The 24,716-nt window shown below is 65.9% G+C and carries 19 protein-coding genes; 12 read left to right on the forward strand and 7 right to left on the reverse strand.

Annotation, left to right across the window (positions count from 1 at the left end):
* The first annotated feature begins 14 nt into the window (after positions 1-14).
* Positions 15-2,405, forward strand: a complete 2,391-nt coding sequence (locus tag QM741_RS03100) for a penicillin acylase family protein (protein ID WP_415206272.1) — start codon at positions 15-17, stop codon at positions 2,403-2,405.
* Positions 2,406-2,438: 33 nt separating this feature from the next.
* Here QM741_RS03100 and dapE read toward each other — a convergent pair whose 3' ends face one another.
* From dapE to map, 7 genes are all read right to left on the reverse strand, one after another.
* The gene (gene dapE / locus QM741_RS03105) at positions 2,439-3,572 is read right to left on the reverse strand and encodes a succinyl-diaminopimelate desuccinylase (protein WP_415206273.1); all 1,134 of its coding nucleotides are present in this window, start codon (positions 3,570-3,572) and stop codon (positions 2,439-2,441) included.
* 140 nt (positions 3,573-3,712) lie between these two features.
* Positions 3,713-4,069, reverse strand: a complete 357-nt coding sequence (locus QM741_RS03110; RefSeq protein ID WP_415206274.1) for a Spx/MgsR family RNA polymerase-binding regulatory protein — start codon at positions 4,067-4,069, stop codon at positions 3,713-3,715.
* 42 nt (positions 4,070-4,111) lie between these two features.
* A complete protein-coding gene (locus QM741_RS03115; RefSeq protein WP_415206275.1) occupies positions 4,112-5,350 on the reverse strand; it encodes a sulfotransferase family protein in 1,239 nt (412 codons plus the stop codon).
* A gap of 168 nt (positions 5,351-5,518) precedes the next feature.
* Positions 5,519-5,908 carry a VOC family protein gene (locus QM741_RS03120; protein ID WP_415206276.1) on the reverse strand — a complete coding sequence of 130 codons (390 nt, stop codon included), beginning with the start codon at positions 5,906-5,908 and terminating at the stop codon, positions 5,519-5,521.
* 2 nt (positions 5,909-5,910) lie between these two features.
* Complete coding sequence (gene dapD, locus QM741_RS03125; protein ID WP_415206277.1) at positions 5,911-6,738, reverse strand: 2,3,4,5-tetrahydropyridine-2,6-dicarboxylate N-succinyltransferase; 828 nt, start codon at positions 6,736-6,738, stop codon at positions 5,911-5,913.
* Positions 6,725-9,292, reverse strand: a complete 2,568-nt coding sequence (glnD, locus tag QM741_RS03130) for a [protein-PII] uridylyltransferase (RefSeq protein WP_415206278.1) — start codon at positions 9,290-9,292, stop codon at positions 6,725-6,727. Before glnD ends, dapD begins: the two co-directional genes overlap by 14 nt.
* A 169-nt stretch (positions 9,293-9,461) precedes the next feature.
* Positions 9,462-10,229 (reverse strand): type I methionyl aminopeptidase, encoded by a 768-nt coding sequence (map, locus tag QM741_RS03135; RefSeq protein ID WP_415206279.1) that lies wholly within the window; start codon positions 10,227-10,229, stop codon positions 9,462-9,464.
* 577 nt (positions 10,230-10,806) lie between these two features.
* Here map and rpsB point away from each other — a divergent pair.
* The 11 genes from rpsB to bamA all read left to right on the forward strand — a co-directional run bounded on the left by rpsB (position 10,807) and on the right by bamA (position 24,679).
* Entirely contained in the window at positions 10,807-11,757 is a 951-nt protein-coding gene (gene rpsB / locus QM741_RS03140; RefSeq protein ID WP_415206280.1) for a 30S ribosomal protein S2, read from the forward strand.
* Positions 11,758-11,982: 225 nt separating this feature from the next.
* The gene (gene tsf / locus QM741_RS03145; RefSeq protein WP_415206281.1) at positions 11,983-12,858 is read left to right on the forward strand and encodes a translation elongation factor Ts; all 876 of its coding nucleotides are present in this window, start codon (positions 11,983-11,985) and stop codon (positions 12,856-12,858) included.
* Between the two features lie 149 nt (positions 12,859-13,007).
* A complete protein-coding gene (locus QM741_RS03150; protein WP_415206282.1) occupies positions 13,008-14,630 on the forward strand; it encodes an RNA polymerase sigma factor in 1,623 nt (540 codons plus the stop codon).
* A gap of 64 nt (positions 14,631-14,694) precedes the next feature.
* Positions 14,695-15,861: an acyltransferase family protein gene (locus tag QM741_RS03155; protein WP_415206283.1), complete on the forward strand. Its 1,167-nt coding sequence runs from the start codon at positions 14,695-14,697 to the stop codon at positions 15,859-15,861.
* A 99-nt stretch (positions 15,862-15,960) separates the two neighbouring features.
* Positions 15,961-16,686: a UMP kinase gene (gene pyrH / locus QM741_RS03160; RefSeq protein WP_415206284.1), complete on the forward strand. Its 726-nt coding sequence runs from the start codon at positions 15,961-15,963 to the stop codon at positions 16,684-16,686.
* Between the two features lie 71 nt (positions 16,687-16,757).
* Complete coding sequence (frr, locus tag QM741_RS03165) at positions 16,758-17,315, forward strand: ribosome recycling factor (RefSeq protein WP_415206285.1); 558 nt, start codon at positions 16,758-16,760, stop codon at positions 17,313-17,315.
* A gap of 580 nt (positions 17,316-17,895) precedes the next feature.
* Positions 17,896-18,645 (forward strand): polyprenyl diphosphate synthase, encoded by a 750-nt coding sequence (gene uppS, locus QM741_RS03170; protein ID WP_415206286.1) that lies wholly within the window; start codon positions 17,896-17,898, stop codon positions 18,643-18,645.
* Positions 18,642-19,457 (forward strand): phosphatidate cytidylyltransferase, encoded by an 816-nt coding sequence (locus QM741_RS03175; protein ID WP_415206287.1) that lies wholly within the window; start codon positions 18,642-18,644, stop codon positions 19,455-19,457. Before uppS ends, QM741_RS03175 begins: the two co-directional genes overlap by 4 nt.
* A complete protein-coding gene (locus QM741_RS03180) occupies positions 19,454-20,668 on the forward strand; it encodes a 1-deoxy-D-xylulose-5-phosphate reductoisomerase (protein ID WP_415206288.1) in 1,215 nt (404 codons plus the stop codon). The genes QM741_RS03175 and QM741_RS03180 overlap by 4 nt, the downstream gene beginning before the upstream one ends.
* Positions 20,669-20,736: 68 nt before the next feature.
* Positions 20,737-22,098, forward strand: a complete 1,362-nt coding sequence (rseP, locus tag QM741_RS03185; protein ID WP_415206289.1) for an RIP metalloprotease RseP — start codon at positions 20,737-20,739, stop codon at positions 22,096-22,098.
* A 133-nt stretch (positions 22,099-22,231) separates the two neighbouring features.
* The gene (gene bamA, locus QM741_RS03190; protein ID WP_415206290.1) at positions 22,232-24,679 is read left to right on the forward strand and encodes an outer membrane protein assembly factor BamA; all 2,448 of its coding nucleotides are present in this window, start codon (positions 22,232-22,234) and stop codon (positions 24,677-24,679) included.
* Positions 24,680-24,716: the final 37 nt, after the last annotated feature.

A 24,716-nucleotide genomic window follows, 5' to 3' on the forward strand; every position in this document is an offset into this window, starting at 1 on the left:
GTTAGAATTGCCCGATGCCTATCCTGATCCGTTTCCTGAAACGATTGCTTCTTGTCCTTGTCGTCGTGCTGATCGCGGCGACGGCAGGGATTTACCTGATCGTTCGCGCCAGCCTGCCGCAATTGAACGGAGCCGCGACAACGGCACAGTTGCGCAATCCCGTCTCGGTCGAACGCGATGCGCTCGGTACCGTCACGATCAAAGGCGCGAGTCGCAGCGAGGTGGCGTATGCGCTCGGCTACGTCCATGCGCAGGAACGCTTCTTCGCGATGGACCTCATGCGCCGCGCGGCCGCGGGCGAACTGTCCGAACTGATCGGCAACGCGACGCTGCCGCTCGACCGCCAGCGCCGCGCGTTCCGCTTGCGCGCGCGTGCCGGGCAGTTGCTCGCCGCGATGCCGGCCGAGCAGCACGCCGACCTCGTCGCCTACCGCGACGGCGTCAACGCCGGCCTCGCCGCGCTGCACTCGCGGCCGTGGGAATACTGGTTGCTGGGCTCGCCGCCGCGGCCGTGGAGCGAGGCCGACAGCGTGCTCGTGCTCGATGCGATGTTCTTCGACCTCAACGACTCGACCAATGCGCGCGAGCTGGCCTTAGCGAAGATGAAGGCCGCGCTGCCCGCGAGCGTGTTCGCTTTCCTGCGCGCGAGCGGCGGTCCGTGGGACGCGCCGCTGTCCGGCCCGGAGCCGGCGCTGCCCACGCTGCCGCCCGAAAGCGACATCGATCTGCGCAAGGTCGATGCGAAGCTGCTGAAGCTCGCCGATGCGATCTCGCCGCCCGTCGACATGCTCGGCAGCAACAACTTCGCCGTCGGCGGAGCGCTGACCCAAACCGGCGCGGCGATGGTCGCCAACGACATGCACCTGGCCCTGCGCGTGCCGAACATCTGGTTCCGCGCGCGGCTGCAATATCCGGATGCGCACCGTGACGGCGCACAAATTGACCTGATCGGCGTCACCCTGCCCGGCCTACCCTCGCTCGTCGCCGGCAGCAACCGGCATATCGCCTGGGGCTTCACCAACAGCTACGGCGACTGGCTCGACTGGGTGCGCGTGAACCTCGATCCGGCCGACAAGAACCGCTACCGCACCGCAGACGGCTGGCAGCCGGTCGCGCAAAGTACGGAAGTGATAAAAGTACACCACGCCGCGGACGAAACGCTGGCCGTGCGCGAGACGCAGTGGGGCCCGATCCTCGCCGAGGATGCCGACGGCACGCCGCTCGCCCTCGCCTGGACCGCGCTGCAACCCGGCGGCACCAACATCGGGCTGTTCGACCTCGACGCCGCCACGACGGTCGACGAGGCGTTCGACCTCGCCAACCGCGCCGGCATGCCGGCGCAGAATTTCACCGTCGGCGACAGCGCCGGCGACGTCGGCTGGACGATCGCGGGGCGCATCCCGCGCCGCACCGGCAACTGCGATCCACAATTGCCGTGCGACTGGAGCGAAACCGGCAACGGCTGGAACGGCTGGCTGAATGCGGCCGAATATCCGCGCGTGAAGAATCCGCCCGGCGCGCGCATCTGGACGGCCAATTCGCGCACGCTGGATTTCGATTCGCCCGATTACGCCCGCGTCGGCGACGGCGGCTTCGACCTCGGCGCGCGCCAGCGCCAGATCCGCGACGACCTGCGCGCGAAACAACGTTTCGCGCCGGCCGATTTCCTCGCGATCCAGCTCGACGATCGCGCCGTGTTCCTGCAGCCTTGGCACGAACGCCTGCGCGATGCGCTCGCCAAGGCGAACTCCGCCGATCTCGCCGACATGAAAAAGTATACCGATGACTGGAACGGCCGCGCCGATCCGGAATCGGTCGGCTTTCGCCTCGCGCGCGCATTCCGTCTCGAAGTGACGGACGCGATCCTCGGCGGATTCGCCGCGGCGGTGCGCGCGAAATTTCCCGACTTCAAATTCCTGCCACAGTTCCAGGCCGAGCACCAAGTCGAGGCGATCCTTGCGCAGAAGCCGCCGTACCTGTTGCCACCAGGTTACGCCGACTGGGACGACCTGCTGCGCCAATGCGCACAGCGTGTCGCCGCCAGACTCGGTGCGCAGCCGGGCGGCCTTGCCGCGCGCAACTGGGGCGAGGTGACGAAGACGAACATCGCACACCCGCTCAGCGCGGCGGTGCCGCTGCTCGGCAGGCTGATCGACATGCCCTCCGAATCGCTGCCGGGCGACAGCAACATGCCGCGCGTGCAGGGCGCGGCGTTCGGCGCGAGCGAGCGCTTCGGCGTGCAGCCGGGCCACGAGGAAAACGGCTACTTCCACATGCCGGGCGGGCAAAGCGGCAATCCGCTGTCGCCGTTCTACGGCGCGGGCCACGAGGATTGGGCGCAGGGCAAGCCGACGCCGCTCCTGCCCGGCGAGGCAAAGTATAAATTGATACTTTCGCCGAAATGAGGCCGGCGATGTTTCTCCATCGCCAAGCGACTCCTATGAAGCGAGCAGCCGCTTGGCCACGGCAAGATAAAGTCCTGGCAGCTTTTCGAGTTCGTCGAGCGCGACGTGCTCGTCGATCTTGTGGATCGAGGCGTTGACCGGCCCGAGTTCGACCACTTCCGCGCCGAGCGGCGCGATGAAGCGCCCGTCCGAGGTGCCGCCGCCGGTGTTCGCCTCGGGCTCGATGCCGCAAATCTCGTGCGCCGCCGCGCTGGCCGCCGCACGCAGCGCGCCATCGCGCGTGAGGAACGGCTCGCCCGACAAATCCCAGGCGATGTCGAAATCAAGGCCGTGACGGCGCAGGATGGCCTCGACGCGCTCGCGCAGCGAGTCGGCCGTGCTTTCGGTGCAGAAGCGGAAATTGAAATCGACACCGAGTTCGCCCGGCACGACGTTGAGCGCGCCCGTGCCGGCGTGGACATTGGATATCTGCATCGAGGTCGGCGGAAATTCGTCGTTGCCGTCGTCCCATTTCGTCGCCGCAAGTTCGGCCAGCGCAGGCGCTGCGAGATGGATCGGATTCCTCACCTTGTCCGGATAGGCGACGTGACCCTGCACGCCGCGCACGACAAGCCGCGCCGACAGCGAGCCGCGCCGGCCGACGCGCATCACGTCGCCGAATTTCTCGGCCGACGATGGCTCACCGACGACGCACCAATCGATGGGCTGGCCGCGGCAGCGGAACTCCTCGGCGACGCGGCGCACGCCGTCGAGATTGGTCGGCCCCTCCTCGTCGCTGGTGACGAGCAGCGCGATCGTGCCCTCGTGTTGCGGGTGTTCGCGCACGAACACCTCGAGCGCGAGCGTCATCGCCGCGACGCCGCTTTTCATGTCGGCCGCGCCACGGCCGTATAGACGTCCATTGCGGACCGTCGGCTCGAACGGCGGGCTCGTCCATTTTTCCAGCGGCCCCGGCGGCACGACGTCGGTGTGACCGAGGAACACGAGCACGGGGCCGCCCCTGCCGTGCGTCGCCCACAGATTGTCGACTTCACCGTAGCGCAAGCGTTCGATCGCTAAGCCGGCGCGCGCGAGGCGTTTGGCGAGAAGCGACTGGCAACCCTTGTCGTCCGGCGTGACCGAGGGGCGGCGGATCAGGTCGCTGGTGAGGTCAAGAATTTCGGACATGAGAATCGGGAATCGGGAATCGGGAAAACTCACACCACCGTCATTCCGGCGAAAGCCGGAATCCAGTGTCTTTCGCTTTTTCGGGTCTCATATCAGCAAAATCGCTGAATTCCGGCTTTCGCCGGAACGACGAGCAAAAGTTACTTGGCGCCAAACAGATTGGCGAACAACTTGTCGGTGAACCCCAGGCTCACCTCGCCACCGCGCACCACGACCGGACGGCGCACCAGCGCCGGGTATTCCTTGATCAGCAGCAGCCATTCCGGATCGGACTCGGGCGACTTGCGGTTCGGCGGTAGATTGCGCCAGGTCATGCCGGTGCGGTTGACGAGCTTGTCCCAGCCGCCGACTTGTTTGGCCCAGTCCCTCAGCGCGGGCGCGTCGATGCGGTGCTCGCGGTAGTCGATGAACGTGTAGGCGACATTGTGCCTGTCCAGCCACTTGCGCGCCTTCTGGCACGTACTGCACTTGTCGAGGCCGTAGACATTCGTCGTCATGCGTTTTTCCGGATCGCGAAGCGGCGCTTCGATGGGTGGATTCTACCCGCACTTCGCGCCACGGTCCGAAGCATCCGGTTGCGGCAATTTCGTCTTGCCGACGATCCCGCGCAGCCAATGGTTCCAATTGGCGCGTCGCATCCACAGATAGGCGCATGCGCCGGCGAAACTCGTCAGCAACGGCAACACGAGCACCAACCCTGCGCGCGGCGGATGCGCCGCGACGAGAATGGCCGCGCATACCAGCACGAGAAACTGGAGCACGAGATACGCGCCGAAACCGGACAGCACGCTATCCAGGTGCCGCGCCCAGCGCGTGCGTTCGGCGCATTCGTCGTGCAGGTCGTCGACGATTTTCTGCGCACGCGCGTGTTCACCGCCAAGCTCGGCCATGTCGCGCACGCGCGCCTCGAACGACGCCTCGAAACGCCGCAACGCCGCGTCCGATGAGGGCAGCGGCGGCAACGGTCGCTGCATCGCCGCGTCGAGATCGGCCACACGTTGCAGCAGTTCCGCATCGACGGCGGACTTGTCGATGTGGAAATCGACCGGCACCTGCGAACTGTTAATGCGCTTCGCCAACGGTTGCAAACAGGCAGGCTCGAACGGCTCGCCGAGGAATTCGAGGATCCCGGCCAGCGCGGCCTGCGGCCGTTCGATCAGGTCGGCATGGCGCAGACGATGCACCACGTCCTTGCCGAGCGCCTCCTCGGCCAGCAGACAGGCGCTCACCCTGTCGAACCAATACACATACGCTTTCGCCGGGTCTGGCGCCAGTTCGTAATGACTGATGCGGTGGAAATTCAGCATCGAGGCGACGACGTCGTCGCAGCGGCGCACGATGTGGACGAACTTCGCCGCGGGAAACAATTTGCGCAATGCGCAGATCTGCAACGAATACTCCGGAGTGCCGTCGACCCAGCGCCGCTTCGGGTCGCGCATCGAGCGGCGCAGGCGGAAAACCTCGTCGATGCCGGCGCCTTCGGGCATCTCGTCGAACTCGAACGCGGCGGCGTGACGGCGCAGGATGCGGTCGATCGCGATGCCGATTTCGGCAAGAAACGCATCGCGCGTCACGCCGAGCACCTTGAACTGCGTGTTGTCTCCCCACGACGAACCGAGCCAGTGGCGCGCGCCGGCATCGGCGGCGAAGTCGCCCATCCATGTCGATTCTTCCAGCGGCAGGAGATTGGAATGCTGGCCCAGGCACCAGGTCAGGATGCTCGTGCCCGATCGCGGCGAACCGACGATGAACACCGGCGCAGGTGCATCAGCCGGCATTGGAGAATCGATACGATTCATTGCCCCGCGAGCGACCCCGAAACATTGCGACCCTTTCGACTCCCGACACGCCAATCGGACAACCGCCATCTTCCCTCCGGCGTCACGATTATTGCGGCATACCTGCGGCAAAGTATGCAGGAAACGTGGATGTTGCGCCTGGTCTAGTTACGGCAGTTCCGTCCCGAAATTCAGCTCGACGCCGTTGCCGGCCGGATCGCGGAAGAATATCTGGCGCAGGCCAGTGAGCGGAACTTCATCGATCTCATGCACGATGCCTGTTGCCGCAAGCCGCAGGCGCATCGCCTCGAAATCCTCGCAGGCGAAGGCGACGTGGTCGAACGTCGGCACGAGGCCGACGCCGCGCGTTTCGCCATCGCGCGTCCGCGAGAGATGCAATACGTCCTTGTCGCCCGCGTAAAGCCAATAGCCGAAGCTGCGGAACAGTGGGCGCGAGCCGACGCGCAGGCCGACTGCTGCGACGTAGAAATCGCGCAGATCCTCCAGCAACGGGCTCGGCGCGCGCAGGTTGTAGTGGTCCAACCCGAGCGCAGCCATCGCTACTCGCCGCTGCGCAACAGTTCGTTGATCGAAGTCTTGCCGCGCGTCTTCTCGTCCACCTGCTTGACGATGACCGCGGCATAGAGGCTGTGGCTGCCGTCCTTCGCCGGCAAGGAACCTGCGACGACGACGCTGCCGGCGGGCACGCGGCCGTAAGAGATTTCGCCGGTCGCGCGGTTGTAGATGCGCGTGGACTGGCCGATGAAGACCCCCATGCCGATCACCGAGCCGCGCTCGATTACGCAACCCTCGACGACTTCCGAGCGTGCGCCGATGAAGCAGTCGTCCTCGATGATCGTCGGCGCGGCCTGCAACGGTTCGAGCACGCCGCCGATGCCGACGCCGCCGGACAAATGCACGTTCTTGCCGATCTGCGCGCACGAGCCGACCGTGGCCCAGGTGTCGACCATCGTGCCCGCGCCGACGTAGGCGCCGATGTTGACGAAGCTCGGCATCAGCACGACGTCGCGGCCGATGTGCGCGCCGCGGCGCACGACGCTGCCCGGCACGGCGCGCGCGCCGAGCGCGCGAAATTTCTCCTCGTCGTAGCCCTCGAAGCGCAACGGTACCTTGTCGTAGTACGGCGTGGGCTCGGCGTTCATCACCTTGTTGCCGTGGATACGGAACGACAGCAATACGGCCTTCTTCAGCCACTGGTTGACCTTCCAGCCGCCCTGGCCGTCCGGCTCGGCGACGCGCAGCTCGCCGGTTTCCAGCAGGTCGAGCGAACGCTTGATCGCGGGCTTGAGCGCGGAATCGATTTCCGCGGGCTGCAGGTCGGCGCGACGTTCCCAGGCCGAATCGATGGTGTCTTCAAGAGATAACATAGGTCTCCACGGTGTTGTTGGCCGGCGTGGCTTGCGCGGAGAAGCGTTCCATCAACGCCTCGCGCAGCGACTCGCACTCGGGTGGACTGAGCATGCGATTGTATTCGTCGGTGAGCTGGAAGAAATCCTCGACGCGCTCGCCGAACGTGGCGATGCGCGCGTCGTGCACGCGCAGCTTGCGCGCACGGAACACCTGCGCCACCGCGGCGAGCAGGCCGGGCCGGTCCGAGCAGACCAGGGCGAGTTGCGTGCGCGCAAGCTGGGCGTCGTCGCGGAATTCGATGCGCGTCGGAATCGGAAAGTGCCTGAGCCGGCTCGCGGGGCGCAGCGTGCCGACCGACACGGGGTACGGGTTCTGCGCGAGCGTCTCCTCGAGCGCGCCGCGCAGGCGCTGGACGGTGTTCGGATCGAGCACGTGCGAATTCGCGTCGAGCACGAGGAAGTTGTCCATGCCCATGCCGCTCTTCGCGGTGACGATGCGCGCGTCGAGCACCGTCAGGCGCAGGCGCTCGAACACCGCGGTGACCGCGGCGAACAGGCCGTCGCCGTCCGGCGCGTGGACGAACACTTCGCTGCCGCCGCGCGGTCCCTGCGGATCGACCAGCACGAGCGGCGCCTTGGCGTCGGCCGCGTTGGCGATGCCGGCGGTCTGCCACGCGATCAGGCCCGGCTTGAAGCGCAGGAACGTCTCCTCGGGAAAATCGGACCAGATGCGCCCGACGGACTGGGCCGACAGGCCAAGCTCGGCCAGCAGTTCGTACGCCTGCGTCTGCGCCTCGCGCACGCGTTCGGGCACGTGCGGCGGACGTTCCAGCCCACTGCGCAGCACGTAGCGCGTGCTCGTGTAGAGGTCGGCGAGCAGTTTGTCCTTCCACGAGTTCCACAGCTTCGCGCTGGTGCCGGCGATGTCGGCGCAGGTGAGCAGATAGAGATAATCGAGCCGCTCGGAATCCTCGACCGTGGCGGCGAAGCGATGCACGACGTCGGGATCGTTGATGTCCTGGCGCTGCGCGGTGACGCTCATGTGCAGATGCCAGCGCACCAGCCAGGCGACGAGGTCGATGTCGGCGGCGGACAGGCCCAGGTTCGCGCAGAACTCGCGCGCGTCCTTCTCGCCGAGTTCGGAATGGTCGCCGCCGCGGCCCTTGGCGATGTCGTGGAACAGTGCGGCGAGGATCAGCAGTTCGGGCTTGGCCAGCCGTCCGAACAGTTCGTGCGCGAGCGCGAATTCGCGGCTCGCATCGGCGTCGGCGAACTTCGCCACATTGCGCAGCACGCGCATCGTGTGTTCGTCGACCGTGTAGACGTGGAACAGGTCGTACTGCATGCGTCCGACGACGCGGCCGAACGCGGGCAGGTATTGCGCGAGCACGCCGTAGCGGTTCATGCGTACGAGCGCATCGACCGCGAGCGCGCCGCGGCGCAAGAGGCGCGCGAACGCCGTGTTGACGTCATCGTCGAAGGCGAGGTCGCGGCCGATCTTCGCCAACGCCTCGTTGATGCGGCTGACCAGGTCGGCGCGCAGGCCCTTCACTTCCGGATGCTCGATCCAGACGCGGAACAGGTCGATCAGCGCCGCCGGACGACGCAGGAACAGGTCGGGCGGATCGCAATCGAGGCGGCCGCCGAGGCTGACGAAATCGATGCTGAGCCGTTGCGGGACGGCCGCGGCGGAATCGGCGTCGAGCGCTTCCTCGCAGCGCTGCACGAACTGCTCGTTGAGCCGCGCGACGACGATCGCGGCGCGGAAGAAACTCTGCATGAACTGCTCGACGCCGAGGTTGCGCGCGTGCTCGTCGGTATAGCCCAGACGCTCGGCCAACGAGCGCTGGTAGTCGAACAGCAGGCGTTCCTCGGGCCGCCCCGCGGCGAGGTGCAGCGCATAGCGGATGTGCTGCAGGCGTGCGCGTGCGGCTTCGGCCGCGGCGGCCTCGTCCGCCGAAAGCATGCCGCGTTCGACCAGTGCCGCGAACGTCGGCGCGCCGAACAGGCGCTTGCCGAGCCAGAGGATCAATTGCAGTGCGCGCAGGCCGCCCGGGCCGTCCTTGAGATTCGGCTCGAGGTTGTAGGCGGTGTCGTTGAAGCGCGCGCGGCGCTGCTCCTCCTCGCTGCGCTTGGCGGCGAAATACTGCGCGGGGGGCCAGATCGCGGGATCGTCCATCAGGCGCGTGAATCCCGCGGCGAGTTTCTCCGAACCGAGCAGCCGGCGCGCGTCGAGCAGGCTGGTGTAGATCACCGCGTCGGCGGCGGCGAGTTCGCGGCATTCGGCCAGCGTGCGCACGGCGTGGCCGGGTTTCAGGCCGATGTCCCACAGACAGGCGAAGAACGATTCGACCGCGCGCAGCGCCGCGGCCTCCGGTTGCGGCACGGTCAGCACGAGCAGGTCGACGTCCGAATACGGGAACATCTCCTCGCGCCCGAATCCGCCGGCGGCGAACAGCGCCAGCGATTCGCTTTCGCCGACGCAGGCGATCCACACGTGCGCGACGATGCGCTCGACCGCACGCGAGCGAGCGCGGATCAGAATCGGCCGTCGCCTGATCGAAGCGCTCACGATCGATCGCCGCGAACGCCTCCGCGAAGCGCCGGTCGGTGTCGCCGAGCAACTGGCGCAGCGCGAGCCGCGCCTGCTCCGACACGCCAGCGCGCGGCACGCTTTTGGGCAGGTGCGGCAAGCTCGGGTGCAGGTCGTCGCTCGCGGCCGCACGGGTCATGTCGTGGCCTTACGCGGCCTTCGGCCACGGCGTCAGGATCTCGAAACCGTCGTCGGTGACGGTGATGGTATGTTCCCACTGCGCGGACAGCGAGTGGTCGCGCGTGACCACAGTCCAGCCGTCGGGCAGCAGCCGCGTCTGCGGCCGGCCGGCGTTGACCATCGGCTCGACCGTGAAGGTCATGCCCTTCTCCAGGCGCAAACCCTGGCCGCGATGGCCGTAGTGCAGCACCTGCGGATCCTCGTGGTAGATCTGGCCGATGCCGTGGCCGCAGTATTCGCGCACGACCGAGAAGCCGGCCGCCTCGACGTGCTTCTGGATCGCATGGCCGATGTCGCCGAGCGTGGCGCCGGGTCGGACTTGTTCGATGCCGAGCATCATCGCTTCGTAGCTGACCGTGCACAGGCGCTGAGCGCGTACGTCGGGCTTGCCGACGTAGTACATGCGGCTGGTGTCGCCGTGCCAGCCGTCCTTGATCACGGTGACGTCGATATTGACGATGTCGCCGTCCTTCAGAACCTTGCCCGGACTCGGAATGCCATGGCAGATCACGTGGTTGACCGAAGTGCAGACCGTTTTCGGAAAACCCTTGTAGCCGACGTTGGCGGGGATCGCCTTCTGCACGCCGACGATATGGTCGTGGCAAAGGCGGTCGAGTTCCTCGGTGGTGACGCCCGGCTTGACGTGCGGCGCGATCATCTCGAGCACTTCGGCGGCGAGCCGGCCGGCGATGCGCATCTTCTCGATCTGCTCGGGGGTTTTGATGGTGACGGGCATGGGGAATCGGGAATCGGGAATCGGGAATCGGGAATCGGGAATCGGGAATCGGGAATCGGGAATCGGGAATCGGGAATCGGGAATCGGGAATCGGGAATCGGGAATCGGGAATCGGGAATCGGGAATCGGGAATCGGGAATCGGGAATCGGGAATCGGGAATCGGGAATCGGGAATCGGGAACAGCTTACACCGCCGTCATTCCGGCGAAAGCCGGAATCCAGCGACTTTGCTCGCACTCACCCATGCAGAAGCGAAAGGCACTGGATTCCGGCTTTCGCCGGAATGACGAGCAAAAAACTTTGGCGCTTGTTGCCAAGCGCCGATGCAGCTATACTTCCGAGGTTTCATACAGCCGCCGTAACAACGGCGCCTGTCACGAAATGCGGACGAGGGATAGAATTCCCAAACCGCCCGGGCATTCCGCCCAAATCCGCACACGCATCGATACCGTTGTCGGGGTGCTTCGATCCCTTCGGGATACGAGGTCGCCAACGCTGGATGCGTGGAGGTTCAACCCCGGACTCATCGCGCCAAACGACAACGCGCGGCGATGTCCATTGCAAGCGAGAGTATACAATGCCTCAAGTCACCATGCGCCAGATGCTCGAAGCCGGCGTGCATTTCGGTCACCAGACCCGCTACTGGAATCCCCGCATGGCGCCGTACATCTTCGGCGCGCGCGGCAAGATCCACATCGTCAACCTCGAAAAGACCCTGCCGCTGTTCACCGACGCGATGAACTTCCTCTCGGCGATCGCGCAGAAGCGCGGCACCGTGCTGTTCGTCGGCACTAAGCGCTCGGCGCGCGACACGATCAAGGAAGAAGCCGTGCGCTGCGGCATGCCCTACATCAGCCAGCGCTGGCTCGGCGGCATGCTGACCAACTTCCGCACCGTGAAGGGTTCGGTCTCGCGCCTGAAGGAAATCGAGGCGATGGCCACCGACGGCCGTTTCGAGAAGCTGGTCAAGCACGAAGTGCTCGGCCTCGTGCGCGAGAAGGATAAACTCGAGAAGTCGCTCGGCGGCATCAAGAACATGAACGCCCTGCCCGACGCGCTATTCGTGATCGACATCGGCCACGAGGACATCGCGGTCAAGGAAGCGAAGAAGCTCGGCATCCCGGTCGTGGCCGTGGTCGATACCAACTACGACCCGTCGCTGGTCGACTACGCGATTCCGGGCAACGACGACGCGATCCGCGCCGTGCAGCTCTACGCGCGCGCCGCCGCCGATGCGGTGCTCGAAGGCAAGGCCGCAGCGCCGGCCTACGTGGCCGCCGCCAAGGACGAGTTCGTCGAACTCGATGCCGACGGCAATCCGGTGACCAAGAAGGCCGATGCGCGCGAACGCGACGACCGCCGCAAGCCGGGCCCGCGCAAGCCGGCGCCGAAGAAGGCCCCGGCCGGCCAGCGCCGCGGTCCGGCGCCGAAGGCGGCCGCGAAGGACAGCGGCGATGCCGCCGGCCCCGCCCGCGCCGAAGCCGAAGTCGCCGAGAACGAAGCGACCGACAAGGACGCGGCGGTCTAAGCGTGCATCCGCTCCCCTTCTCCCGGCGGGAGAAGGTGACGCGGCAGCACCGGATGAGGGAAGTGCCTCGCAGCGGCCGAAAGTGCGTCGTAGAACGATGCGCTTTTCCCTCACCCGTCGCGCTGCGCGCGCCGACCTCTCCCGGCGGGAGAGGTGAAGCATTCAAATCCGCGTAACGCGCGATCTTCAAGATCGCACCCCACATTCAAAGCAAAGAGGTACCCCATGGAAATCACCGCAAGCCTGGTCAAGGAACTGCGCGAGCGCACCGGCGCCGGCATGATGGAGTGCAAGAAGGCGCTCACCGAAAACCAGGGCAACATCGACGCGGCCGCCGAATGGCTGCGCAAGCAGGGCCTCGCCAAGGCCGACAAGAAGGCCAGCCGCGTCGCCGCCGAGGGCCGCATCGCGATGGCACAGGACGATGGGAAGGCCTTGCTCGTCGAGATCAACTCGGAGACCGACTTCGTCGCCAAGGACGCGAACTTCGTCGCCTATACCGACGCCGTCGCACGGGCCGCGCTCGCCTCGGGCGTCGCCGACGTCGAAGCGCTCAAGAGCGTCAAGCTCGCCTCGGGCGAGACGGTCGAGGAAGGCCGCGCCGCGCTGATCGCCAAAGTCGGCGAGAACGTGCAGGTGCGCCGTCTCGTACGCATCGACAGCGCCGACCACGTCGGCGCCTACCTGCACGGCGGCCGCATCGGCGTTTTGGCTGAAGTAAAGGGTGGCGATGCGGATTTCGCGCGAGGTGTGGCGATGCACGTCGCCGCGATGAATCCGCCGTACAACAAGGCCGCCGACGTGCCGGCCGAGTTCGTCGCCAAGGAAAAGGAAATCGAACTGGCCAAGATGACCGACAAGGATCGCGCCAAGCCGGCCGAAATCCTCGAGAAGATCATCGGCGGCAAGATCGCCAAGATCGTCAACGAGAACACGCTGTACGGCCAGCCCTACGTGCTCGACACCGACAAGACCGTCGAAGCCGCGGCCAAGGCCGCCGGTGCGGACGTGATCGGCTTCCAACGCCTCGCCGTCGGCGAGGGCATCGAAAAGGTGGTCGAGGACTACGCCGCCGAAGTGGCGAAGGCGATGAAGGTCTGACGTCATTTCTGCGATCTAGCGACCGCAGGGATCACAAAGCGGCCATCCGTGGCCACATTTCTCAGGAAAAGCCCGCGGATGTCCGCGGGCTTTTTTGTTGCGCGCGTTTCTGTCACCTTTTTCCCCGACCGCGCCACATGTGCGTCACCATGAACACGACCGCACATCTTTTCGATTCGGCCAGCGACGATGCCGCCCTCGTCGCGCAAAGCCTCACCGGCAGCCGCGATGCGTTCGCGCGCATCGTCGCGCGCTACCAGTCGCTGGTCTGTTCGATCGGCTACAGCGCGACGGGAAGCCTGAGCCGCAGCGAGGACCTCGCGCAGGAAACCTTTCTGAGCGCATGGAAACAACTGCGCGATCTGCGTGATCCATCCAGCCTGCGTGCGTGGCTGTGCGGCATCGCGCGCAACCTCGCCAACAACGCGCTGCGCCGCGACGGACGCGAACCCGCGCACGCCGCCGAAACGATCGACGCCGCATTCGATGCGCCGGCAGCCGAACCGCTGCCGCACGAACGGGCGATCAGCGACGAGGAACAGGCGATCCTGTGGCGCTCGATCGCGCATATTCCAACGGCATACCGCGAACCGCTCGTGCTGTTCTATCGCGAGCAGCAGTCGATCGAAGCGGTCGCCGCGGCGCTCGGCTTGAGCGAGGACGCGGTCAGGCAGCGCCTGTCGCGCGGACGCAAGCTGTTGCAGGAACGGATCGCGGACTTCGTCGAAGGCGCGCTGGCGCGCAGCGCGCCGGGCGCGGCGTTCACGCTCGCGGTCGTCGCCGCGTTGCCGGCCACGACCGCCTCGGCGACGGCCGCCGTGATCGGCGCGAGCGCGGCGAAAGGCAGCGCGCTCGCGAAATGGGCCGGAGTCGCCGCGCTGTTCAACGCATCGATCGGCCTCGGGCTCGGCTTCGCCGGCAGTTATCTCGGCTATCGCATCGGCCGCGAAACCACACGCACGCCGCGCGAACGCGCGCTGCTGCACCGGCAGATGCGCGGCATCGTTTTCGGCCTCGCGTTCTTTCTGCCGATCCTGTTCGCGTTCACGTATTCCGGACCGTTCTGGGCCGAGCATCCGCGGCTTTTCTTCGCGGCGGCGATCGCGCTGCCGCTGGCGTTCGCGACATGGATCGTGTGGACGATTCTCGCCTCCATGCGCGCCACGGCCGCGCTGCGCGAAGAAGAACGCATCGCCCATCCCGAATGGTTTTCCGGCGGTGACTGCACGGCCGGCCGCGATTTCAGCGAGTACCGCAGCCGCGCCTCGCTGTTCGGCCTGCCGTTGCTGCATGTTCAATTCGGCTTGCCGCCACGGGACGCCGGCCACGCGCGCGGCTGGATCGCCGTCGGCCCCGCGCATGCCAGCGGCATCCTGTTCGCGATGGGCGCGACCAGTTGCGGCGCCGTCAGCGTCGGCGCGCTTTCGCTCGGCATCGTGACGGTCGGTTCGGTCGGCGTCGGCCTCGTTTCGCTCGCAACCGTCGCCTTCGGCTGGCTCGCGTTCGGCGGCATCGCGATCGGCGACGATGCGGTCGGCGGTTTCGCCGCGGCCTGGCACGCCGCAGCCGGCGGCGTGGCGGTCGCGCACGACGTCGCCGGCGGCGGATTCGCGATCGCCGAGCATGCGAACGATCCCGTTGCGCGGGACTTCTTCCGCGACCATCGCTTCGATGCGTTCTTCGACGCTGCACTCGCCACGATCGCGCTGCTGGTCAGCCTGCCCGGGATTCTCTACGCGCGCGCATTGCGCAAGCGACGGCCGCCAGTCTGATTCTTCGCGCAACGCTTGGTCTGCCTTTCCGCATCCCTCCCCTTGTCCATCGAAGAGTTCGACCATGCGCAACACGGCACTCGACTATCTACGTGCGTTCATCACGGTACTCGTCGTCGCGCACCATGCCGTGCTCGCCTATCACCCGTATGCGCCGCCGCCCGGCGGTTTCGATGCGGGCGACATGGCGTGGGCCGCGTTTCCGATCGTCGACACGCACCACGCCGCCGGCATCGACCTGTTCGTCGGCTTCAACGATGCGTTTTTCATGTCGTTGATGTTCCTGCTGTCCGGGCTGTTCGTCTGGCCTGCCCTCCGACGCAAGGGGGCCGGCGGCTTCCTCGGCGATCGGCTCGTGCGCCTGGGCATTCCGTTTCTCGTCTCGGCCGCGATTCTTGCTCCCCTGGCCTACTACCCCGCATGGCTGCAACGCGGCGGCGCGGGCGGCATCGCCGGATTCGCACAGGCGTGGCTCGCGCTCGGCGTGTGGCCGGCGGGGCCGGCGTGGTTCTTGTGGGTATTGCTCGCGTTCGATGCACTCGTGGCCGTCGCTTTTCGCATCGCGCCGGATTGGGCGGAAGCGACCGGAAGAAAAGTCGCCTCGCGTTCCCCCGCCGCATTTTTCGGTTGGCTCGCCGCCATCGCGATCCTCGCGTTCGTACCGCTGGCATCCCTCGTCGATCCGTCGAAATGGGCCAGCTTCGGGCCGTTCTTCGTGCAGACCGCGCGCACCCTGCTCTACGCGAGCTTCTTCGCCGTCGGCGTCGCGCTCGGCGCGTTCGGCATCGCCCGCGGCGTGCTCGCGGCCGACGGCGGCCTCGCGCGGCGCTGGCTGCCGTGGTCGAACCTTGCGCCGGCCGCCTACTTCGTTCTCGTCGCGTTGTTCATCGCCTTGCTGGCGACGAATGCGAAAGGCGCGCCGATCGCCGGGCTCGAAACCGCCACGCTCGCGGCATTCGCGCTTTCCTGCGCAACGTCGTCGACCGCGTTTCTCGCGCTGTTCCTGCGCTTCGGCCAGACGCGCTGCGACGTGCTCGACAGCCTTGCGCGCAACGCCTACGGCATCTATCTCATCCACTACGCCTGCGTAAGCTGGCTGCAATACGCGCTGCTCGGCTCGGACTGGCCGGGCATCGCCAAGGGTTCCGCCGTTTTCGCCGGCGCGCTTGCCGCGAGTTGGGCGATCGCCGCAGCGCTGCGTCGCATTCCGTCAATGGCGCGCGTGATCTGACGGACCCGCGCGCGGCTACGCTGCGCGCATGAGCGCAAACAGCGGAAGCCGACAACGCTCGGCTACAATACCGGCATCCCGAATTCACCGAGACAGTCCATGCCCGCCGAGACGAAATACAAACGCATCCTTCTGAAACTCTCCGGCGAGGCATTGATGGGCGAAGCCGACTACGGCATCGACCCGAAGGTCATCTACCGACTGGCGCGCGAAGCGCACGAGGTGCAGCGCACGGGCGTGCAGGTGGGCATGGTCATCGGCGGCGGCAACATTTTCCGCGGCGAGGGTCTGGCCGCGGCCGGCATGGACCGCGTCACCGGCGATCACATGGGCATGCTGGCCACCGTCATCAATGCGCTCGCGATGCAGGACGCGCTCGAAAAGGTCGGCGCCGAAGCGCGCGTGATGAGCGCGATCAAGATCAACGAAGTCTGCGAAGACTTCATCCGCCGCCGTGCCATTCGTCATCTCGAAAAGGGTCGCATCGCGATCTTCGCCGCCGGCACCGGCAACCCGTTCTTCACCACCGACTCGGCCGCCGCGCTGCGCGCGATCGAGATCGGCGCCGACCTCGTGCTCAAGGCGACCAAGGTCGACGGCGTCTATACCGCCGACCCGAAGAAGGATGCCAGCGCGACGCGCTACGAGCGCCTGACCTACGATCAGGTGATCGAGCGCAAGCTCGCGGTGATGGATACCGCCGCCATCGCCCTGTGCCGCGACAACAAGCTGCCGCTGCGCATCTACGACATGGGTCGCGACGGCGATCTCATGCGCATCGTGCGCGGCGAGGCGGTCGGTACGCTGGTCGACACCGGCAAATAGCCTGTCGGCGGCGGGCGGCGCGCCGACGCTGATATACTCTGCGGCCTTTCTGAAGACCAGCGGAGCCCGTCATGCTCAACGACATCAAAACCGACGCACAGACGCGCATGGCCAAGAGCGTGGACGCGCTCAAGCACGAGCTGACGCGCCTGCGCACGGGCCGCGCGAGCACGGCGCTCGTCGAGCACCTGAAGGTCAACTACTACGGTTCCGACGTGCCGATCAGCCAGGTTGCGAACATTGCCGTGGCCGACGCGCGCGCGCTGACGATCACGCCGTGGGAAAAACCCATGGTGCCCGCGGTCGAGAAGGCGATCATCGCCGCCAATCTCGGCTTCACGCCGACCACGGCGGGTACGGTGATCCGCATCAACATCCCGCCGCTCACGCAAGAGCGCCGCAAGGAACTGTCCAAGCACGTCTCGCACGAGGGCGAGAACGCGAAGATCGCGGTCCGCAACGTGCGCCGCGATGCACTGCACCAGATCAAGGAACTGCTCAAGGACAAGAAGATCACCGAGGACGAGGAACGCAAGGCCGAAGAGGACATGCAGAAGCTCACCGACAAGTTCGTCAAGGACGTCGACGGCGTGGTCAAGGCCAAGGAAGATGAGTTGATGGCGATGTGAGGGCCGTGATTCGTGATTCGTGATTCGTGATTCGTGATTCGTGATTCGTGATTCGTGATTCGTGATTCGTGATTCGTGATTCGTGATTCGTGATTCGTGATTCGTGATTCGTGATTCGTGATTCGTGATTCGTGATTCGTGATTCGTGATTCGTGATAAGCGTAAAGCCGCAGGCTTTTGATTTTTTCTTTTGCTCTTGATCTTCGGGTCCCCGTTTGCCGCGGCGAGGGCAGGACGGAAATGTCCGTAAGGATCGCGCGCACGATGCGCGCGAGTTCGTTGCACGCACCCGGACGTGCGTTCAACGAACCCCGGCATGACCTCGCGAACCGCCGAAGGCGGCGCGGCATCCGGGGGGCATTTCTTTTGGTTACTTTTCTTTGGGCAAGCAAAGAAAAGTGGCCCGCGCGCCGGACGCGCGCGGAATACCGAACGGACGCGGTCGAACAGAACCAAAAGCCAGAGTTGGATTCCAGCTTGACCAGCCCTTCGGTTGTTAAGAGCCGCTGGAATGACGAGCGCAAACAAAGTCACTGGATTCCCGCCAGAAGAATGCGGGAATGACGAGCAAAAGCAAAAAGTGGAAAACTCCACAAATAAACTCCCCCGCCATATCGCCATCGTCATGGACGGCAACGGCCGCTGGGCGAAACAACGGCACCGCCCACGCACGTTCGGCCACCGCGCCGGACAGAAGGCGGTGCGCGCGGTCATCGAAGCCTGCCTGCGCCGCGGCATCGAGGCGCTGACCCTGTTCGCGTTCTCGTCGGAAAACTGGCAGCGCCCCAAGGACGAAGTCGGCGCGCTGATGGAACTGTTCCTCAAGGCGCTCGATCGCGAAGTCGACGAACTGCACGGCTACGGCGTACGCATCGGCTTCATCGGCGACCTAGCCGCGTTCGCGCCCGCCTTGCGCGAGCGCATGCAGGCGGCGATGGACAAGACGGCGGCCAACGGCAAGCTGGCACTCAACATCGCGGTCAACTACGGCGGTCGCTGGGACATCGCGCAGGCCGCGCGCCGTGCGGCCGAAGCCGTCGCGCGCGGGGAAATCGACCCGGCGCGGATCGATCAGACGCGGCTCGCCGGATACTTCGCGCTCGCCGACCTGCCGCCGCTGGACCTGTTCATCCGCACCGGCGGCGAGAAGCGCGTGAGCAATTTCCTGCTCTGGCAGATAGCCTACGCCGAACTGCTTTTCTCCGACGTGCTCTGGCCCGACTTCGACGCCGCTCGCCTCGACGCCGCGATCGCCGACTTCGCCGGGCGTGAGCGCCGATATGGTAAAACGGGCGACCAGATATCCGGCGGGAACCCGGGGGCCGCTTGAAACAACGGATCATTACTGCGCTGCTTGTCACGCCATTCGCGATCGCGCTGATGCTGTTCGTGCCGACGCCGGCCTTCGTCACGGTGATCGGCGCGTTCTGCGGCATCGCCATGTGGGAATGGACGCGCCTGTCGGGCATGCGCTCGCGGCCGTGGCGCACGATCGCGGTAGCGGCCGGAGTAGCGGCGATGCTCGCCCTGTATTTCACTTCGAACATCACCTTGTGGTGGGTCTTCATCATCCTCGGGTGCCTGGCCTGGATCGGCGCGGTTTTCTGGCTGCGCCACTTCTCGTTCGCCGCCTCGACGACGCCCGATCACACGGCCCTGAAGCTCGTCGCCGGCACACTCGCCATTCTGCCCGCGTTCGCGGGCCTCATGCGCATCCACCAAACGCAAGCGCTCCCCCATACCTGGGCGCTCTACGCGATGTCGCTCGTCTGGATCGCGGACACCTTCGCCTATCTCGCCGGCAGCCGCTGGGGCAAGACCAAGCTCGCGCCGCAGATCAGCCCGGGCAAGACCTGGGCCGGATTGTACGGCGCGCTCGCCGGTTCCGGCGTCGTCGCCGCGATCGGCGGCTGGCTGCTCGGCGTGCGCGGCGCGACGCTGGCACTGCTCGTACTCGTCGCGCTGGTCAGCGTTGCCTTTTCGGTCGTCGGCGACCTGTTCGAGAGCCTGATCAAGCGCCATGCCGGCGTGAAGGATTCGGGCAATCTGTTCCCCGGCCACGGCGGCGTCTGCGATCGCCTCGACGGCGTGTTCGCCGCGCTGCCGTTCTTTGCGCTCGGCAAGGCGTTGCTGGGGTTATGAAGAAGATCGCGGTACTCGGCGCCACCGGCTCGATCGGTGCGAGCGCGCTGGCCGTGATCGCACGCCATCCGGACCGGTTTCGCGCAAGCGTGCTCGCCGCGCACCGCAAGGTCGACGAACTCGTCGCGCTGTGCGCGCGCTTCAGGCCCGATCTCGCCGTGATCGCCGACGCAGCGCTCGAAACCGCGCTGCGCGACCAGCTCGCCGCGGCCGGACTGCCGACCCGCGCCGCCGCCGGCATGCAGGCGCTGAACCAGGCCGCTTCCGGCGAGTTGTGCGACACGGTGGTCGGCGCCATCGTCGGCGCCGCGGGCCTCGAATCCACGCTTGCCGCGGCGCGCGCGGGCAAGCGCCTGCTGCTCGCAAACAAGGAATCGGTCGTCATGGCCGGCGCGCTGCTGCTCGACGCGGTGCGCGCAGGCGGCGGCGAGCTGATCCCGGTCGATTCCGAACACAATGCGATCTTCCAGTGTCTGCCCCATCCGCCGAGGGCGGTGGATGTCGAACGTCTGCCCGGCGGCCGGCCCGATCTCGTCGAGGCGGGCGTGCGTCGCATCCTGCTGACCGCCTCGGGCGGCCCGTTCCGCGGACAAGGACGCGCCGACCTCGCCGCGGTCACGCCCGCGCAGGCCTGCGCGCATCCGAAATGGAACATGGGCCGCAAAATCTCGGTCGATTCGGCGACGCTGATGAACAAGGGCCTCGAAGTGATCGAGGCGCACTGGCTGTTCGGCGCGACGCCCGCGCAGATCGAAGTCGTGGTGCATCCGCAGAGCCTCGTGCATTCGCTGGTCGAATACGCCGACGGCTCGGTGCTCGCCCAGCTCGGCAATCCCGACATGCGCACCGCGCTCGCGCACGCGCTCGCGTGGCCGCGGCGCATCGAGGCCGGCGTGGCCGCGCTCGATCTCGTGCAATCCGGCGCGCTGCAATTCGAGGCGCCCGATCGCGACACGTTCCGTTGCCTCGATCTTGCCTACCGCGCGCTCGCCGCGGGCGGGACGGCGCCGACCGTGCTCAACGCCGCGAACGAGGTGGCCGTGGCCGCGTTCCTCAAGGGCAGCCTGCCGTTTCTGGCCATTGCGGAGTTGATCGAGGCCACGCTCGACGCAATATCCGCTGAACCGGTCGGCGGCATCGAGCATCTGATTCACGTCGATTTAACGGCGCGCCGAATGGCGCAACGTAAGATGCGACAAGGCTTTTGTTGATGCTTCGCTTCCCTTCTCCCGGCGGGAGAAGGAAACAGGCGCTCTCCCATTCCCAATTCCGATTTCTCATGAGCGAATTTCTCGGTTCCGTCTTCTGGCTGGCCGTCACCCTTGGCGTGCTGGTGACTTTCCACGAATTCGGCCACTACTGGGTGGCGCGGCGCTGCGGCGTGCGCGTGCTGCGATTTTCGATCGGCTTCGGCAAGCCGATCGCCTCGTTCCAGCGCGACGGTACTCAGTGGGCGATCGGCGCGATTCCGCTGGGCGGCTACGTCAAGTTTCTCGACCAGCGCGAGGCCGACGATCCGCGCGCCGTCGCCGGACAACCCGGCGAGTTCTATTCGAAGCCGCCGTGGCAGCGCATCGCGATCGCCGCGGCGGGCCCCGTGTTCAACATCGTGTTCGCGATCGCCGCGTTCTGGGCGATGTTCGTGATCGGCCGGCCGGACTATCAACCGGTCATCGGCGCGCCGAAGGGCCTGGCCGCCGAAGCCGGCCTCGTTGCGGGCGACCGCATCGTTTCGGTCGGCGGCGAAAAAGTCGATTCGATGAGCGCGGCCATGCTTGCGGTGACCCAGGCCGCGGCGCGGCACCGCGATACGTCGGTCGAGGTCGCCGGCGCGAACGGCCAAATCCGTGCCGCCACCCTGGCGCTGAGCAAGCTGCCGCCGGGCGCGCCGGACAACGCCGCCGTCTACGAGAAGATCGGCATCAACGCCGCGCCGCTGCCCGCCGTGATCGGCCTGGTCGATGCGGACACGCCGGCGGCGAAGGGCGGCCTCAAGGTCGGCGACCGCATTCTCGGCCTGAACGGCCATGCCATCGCCGATTCGTCGCAGGTGTCGCGCCTGCTCGGCGAGGAGGCGGCGAAGAATCCGCAGGTGTCGCTGCTCGTGGAACGCGACGGCAGGCAGATTCCGGTCGCGATCGCCGCGGAACGGCTCACGCGCGACGGACAGACGCGCTGGATGCTCGGCATCGCCTGGCAGGAACGCGCGCGCGACGCGCTCGAACGCTTCGGTCCCCTCGCCGCGGTGCCGGCCGCGTTCGAAGAGACCTGGAAGCAGACTGCATCGATGCTCGGCATGATCAAGAGCATGATCGTCGGCGAGGCCTCGGTGAAGAACCTCTCCAGCGTCATCTCGATCGCCGAGGTCGCCAATGCCTCGGCCAACGAGGGGTTGGCCTGGTTCCTTTCATTCCTCGCCGTGATCAGCCTGAGCCTGGGCATTCTCAACCTGCTGCCGATCCCGATCCTCGACGGCGGCCACATCGTGTTCACGCTGGCGGAATGGATCAAGGGACGTCCGGTCAGCGAACGTACACTGATCGCCGGCCAGTATGTCGGCCTCGCCCTGCTGGCGAGCCTGATGGGCCTGGCGTTCTACAACGACATCGCGCGCAAGCTGGCGCAGGTGTTCGGCTCCTGAAGGCGCTTCGGCGGGCGTGGCCGGCCGGTCAGGCCGGCGGCGATCCGGCGCACGAGCCCGCCGTTTTCGCCCCGATCGACCCGCTTTTCCACTAAACTTGTCGTTTGACTGATTTTCGCCCCCGGAAGTGACGATGAAGCGTATCGCCGCCCTTGTTCTGCTTGCCTGCCTCGCCGCCAAGGCACACGCCATCGATCCTTTCACCGCCTCCGACATCCGCATCGACGGCCTGCAACGCATTGCCGCCGGCACCGTGTTCACCTACCTGCCGGTCGAAAAGGGCGACACCGTGACCACCGAGCGCGCCCAGCAGGCCGTGCGCGCGCTGTACAAGACCGGTTTCTTCACCGACGTCCAGCTCGGCCGCCAGGGCAACATCCTCGTCATCACGGTGAAAGAGCGCCCGGCGATCTCGAAGATCCAGCTCAAGGGCAACAAGGACCTCAAGGAAGAGGACCTGCTCAAGGGCTTGAAGGACATCGGTCTCGCCGAGGGCGAGCCGTTCGATCGCCTCTCGCTCGACCGCGTGACCCAGGAACTGACGCGCCAGTACTACAACCGCGGCAAGTACAACGTCACGATCAAGCCGACCGTGATCAACCTCGACCGCAACCGCGTCGAGCTGTCGATCGTCATCGCCGAAGGCAAGGTCGCCAAGATCAAGAGCATCGAAATGGTCGGCAACAAGACCTATCCGGCCGGCGAGATCCGCAGCGACTTCGAGTCCGACACGAGCAACTGGACTTCGTGGTATTCCAAGGACGACCAGTATTCGCGCGAGAAGCTCACCGGCGACCTCGAAAAACTGCAATCGTTCTACCTCGACCGCGGCTACCTCGACTACAGCCTCGACTCGACCGAAGTGTCGATCAGCCCGGACAAGCGCGCGATGTACCTGACCGCGTCGATGACCGAGGGCCAGGTCTACAAGATTTCCGACGTGCAACTCACCGGCACCCTCGTCGTCAGCGAGGAGGAAATGCGCAAGTTCATCGACTTCAAGCCCGGAGACGTGTTCTCGAGGCAGAAGGTGCAGAAGGCCTCGGAACAGATGACGGCGGTGCTGGCCAACATCGGCTACGCCTTCGCCCAGGTCACGCCGATCCCGACGCCGGACAAGGAAAAACTCACCGTCGGCATCAACTTCTTCGTCAACCCGGGCAAGCGCGTGTACGTGCGCCGCATCGAGTTCGCCGGCAACGGCCGCACCGAGGACGAGGTCATGCGCCGCGAAATGCGCCAGCTCGAAGGCGCCTGGTACTCGCAGGCGGCGATCGACCGCTCCAAGGTGCGCCTGCAGCGCCTGGGCTACTTCAAGAAGGTCGAGATCACCACGCCGCGCGTGCCGGGCACCGACGACCAGATCGACGTCAAGGTCAAGGTCGAGGAGACCAACTCCGGCAGCTTCACCTTCGGCGTCGGCTATTCGCAGCTCGAAAAGCTGATTCTTTCGGTGTCGGTGTCGGAGAACAACTTCCTCGGTTCCGGCGATTCGGCCGGCGTCAGCGCTTCGAAGAGTTATTACCAGACTTCTTACGGCGTCAATTACTTCCAGCCCTATCTGACCGACAGCGGCATCGGCCTGGGCTACTCGACGCGTTACACCAAGAGCGACTACGGCGACGCGAACATCGCCAACTACACCAACGACACCGCCTCGTTCTCGGTCAACACCACCATACCGATCGGCGAAAGCGACTCGGTCAGCGCCTCCCTCGGCGCGAGCAAGACCAAGATCCGCACGTACAGCGACGTCTACCTGTACGCCAAGGACGCGAACGGCAACTACATTCTGGATTCCAACGGCAACTACATCTTCCAGACCGATGCCAACGGCAACTACACGACCTATCGAAGCTACTACTCGCCGGCCGAGATCATCGACTACCTCAATGCGGTCGGCCACTACACCTTCCACCAATTGAGCTTTTCGGCAGGCTGGACGCACGACACGCGCAACAAGTTCTTCAACCCGACCCATGGTTCGGTGCAGTCGCTCGGCGTCGAAGTCGCGCTGCCCGGCTCGACCGTGGAATACTGGCGCGTCAACTACCGCTACCAGCAGTATTTTCCGATCACGCACGGTTTCGTCTTCGAGGGTACGGTCAACATCGGCTACGGCGAAGCCTTCGGCAAATACTCCGATCTCGGCCTGCCGTTCTTCGCCAACTATTACGCCGGCGGCGTCTCCGACGTGCGCAACTTCCGCGACAACACGCTCGGTTCGAGCGCGACACGCTCGGCGAGTTCGTATTGCTACACCTCCGGCAGCACCACCAACTACTGCCCCCTCGGCGGCGCGTTCAAGACGACGGGTTCGGCCGAACTCGTCATCCCGCTGCCGTTCATCAAGGACGATACCTCCACGCGCCTGTCCTGGTATGTCGACGTGGGCAACGTCTACAAGAACTTCAACGACTTCGCGTGGACCGGCCCCGACGGCATGCGCGCGTCCACCGGCTTGTCGCTGCACTGGCAGGCGCCGGTCGGCCCGATCGTGATCAACCTCGGCCAGCCGATCATCAAGAAGCCGGGCGACATCTCCGAGGCGCTGCAGTTCAACTTCGGCGGCACGTTCTGATCCACCCCCGCCCCTCGCACGCGGCGCGACGCGGGGC

The organism is Rudaea sp., from assembly GCF_047601565.1.
Lineage (GTDB): Bacteria > Pseudomonadota > Gammaproteobacteria > Xanthomonadales > Rhodanobacteraceae > Rudaea.

Bases quoted from the DNA above. Each gene is read 5' to 3' on its own strand.
- QM741_RS03100 (WP_415206272.1), top strand. From the start codon at position 15: ATGCCTATCCTGATCCGTTTCCTGAAACGATTGCTTCTTGTCCTTGTC.
- dapE (WP_415206273.1), bottom strand. From the start codon at position 3,572: ATGTCCGAAATTCTTGACCTCACCAGCGACCTGATCCGCCGCCCCTCG.
- QM741_RS03110 (WP_415206274.1), bottom strand. From the start codon at position 4,069: ATGACGACGAATGTCTACGGCCTCGACAAGTGCAGTACGTGCCAGAAG.
- QM741_RS03115 (WP_415206275.1), bottom strand. From the start codon at position 5,350: ATGCCGGCTGATGCACCTGCGCCGGTGTTCATCGTCGGTTCGCCGCGA.
- QM741_RS03120 (WP_415206276.1), bottom strand. From the start codon at position 5,908: ATGGCTGCGCTCGGGTTGGACCACTACAACCTGCGCGCGCCGAGCCCG.
- dapD (WP_415206277.1), bottom strand. From the start codon at position 6,738: ATGTTATCTCTTGAAGACACCATCGATTCGGCCTGGGAACGTCGCGCC.
- map (WP_415206279.1), bottom strand. From the start codon at position 10,229: ATGCCCGTCACCATCAAAACCCCCGAGCAGATCGAGAAGATGCGCATC.
- rpsB (WP_415206280.1), top strand. From the start codon at position 10,807: ATGCCTCAAGTCACCATGCGCCAGATGCTCGAAGCCGGCGTGCATTTC.
- tsf (WP_415206281.1), top strand. From the start codon at position 11,983: ATGGAAATCACCGCAAGCCTGGTCAAGGAACTGCGCGAGCGCACCGGC.
- QM741_RS03150 (WP_415206282.1), top strand. From the start codon at position 13,008: ATGAACACGACCGCACATCTTTTCGATTCGGCCAGCGACGATGCCGCC.
- QM741_RS03155 (WP_415206283.1), top strand. From the start codon at position 14,695: ATGCGCAACACGGCACTCGACTATCTACGTGCGTTCATCACGGTACTC.
- pyrH (WP_415206284.1), top strand. From the start codon at position 15,961: ATGCCCGCCGAGACGAAATACAAACGCATCCTTCTGAAACTCTCCGGC.
- frr (WP_415206285.1), top strand. From the start codon at position 16,758: ATGCTCAACGACATCAAAACCGACGCACAGACGCGCATGGCCAAGAGC.
- QM741_RS03180 (WP_415206288.1), top strand. From the start codon at position 19,454: ATGAAGAAGATCGCGGTACTCGGCGCCACCGGCTCGATCGGTGCGAGC.
- rseP (WP_415206289.1), top strand. From the start codon at position 20,737: ATGAGCGAATTTCTCGGTTCCGTCTTCTGGCTGGCCGTCACCCTTGGC.
- bamA (WP_415206290.1), top strand. From the start codon at position 22,232: ATGAAGCGTATCGCCGCCCTTGTTCTGCTTGCCTGCCTCGCCGCCAAG.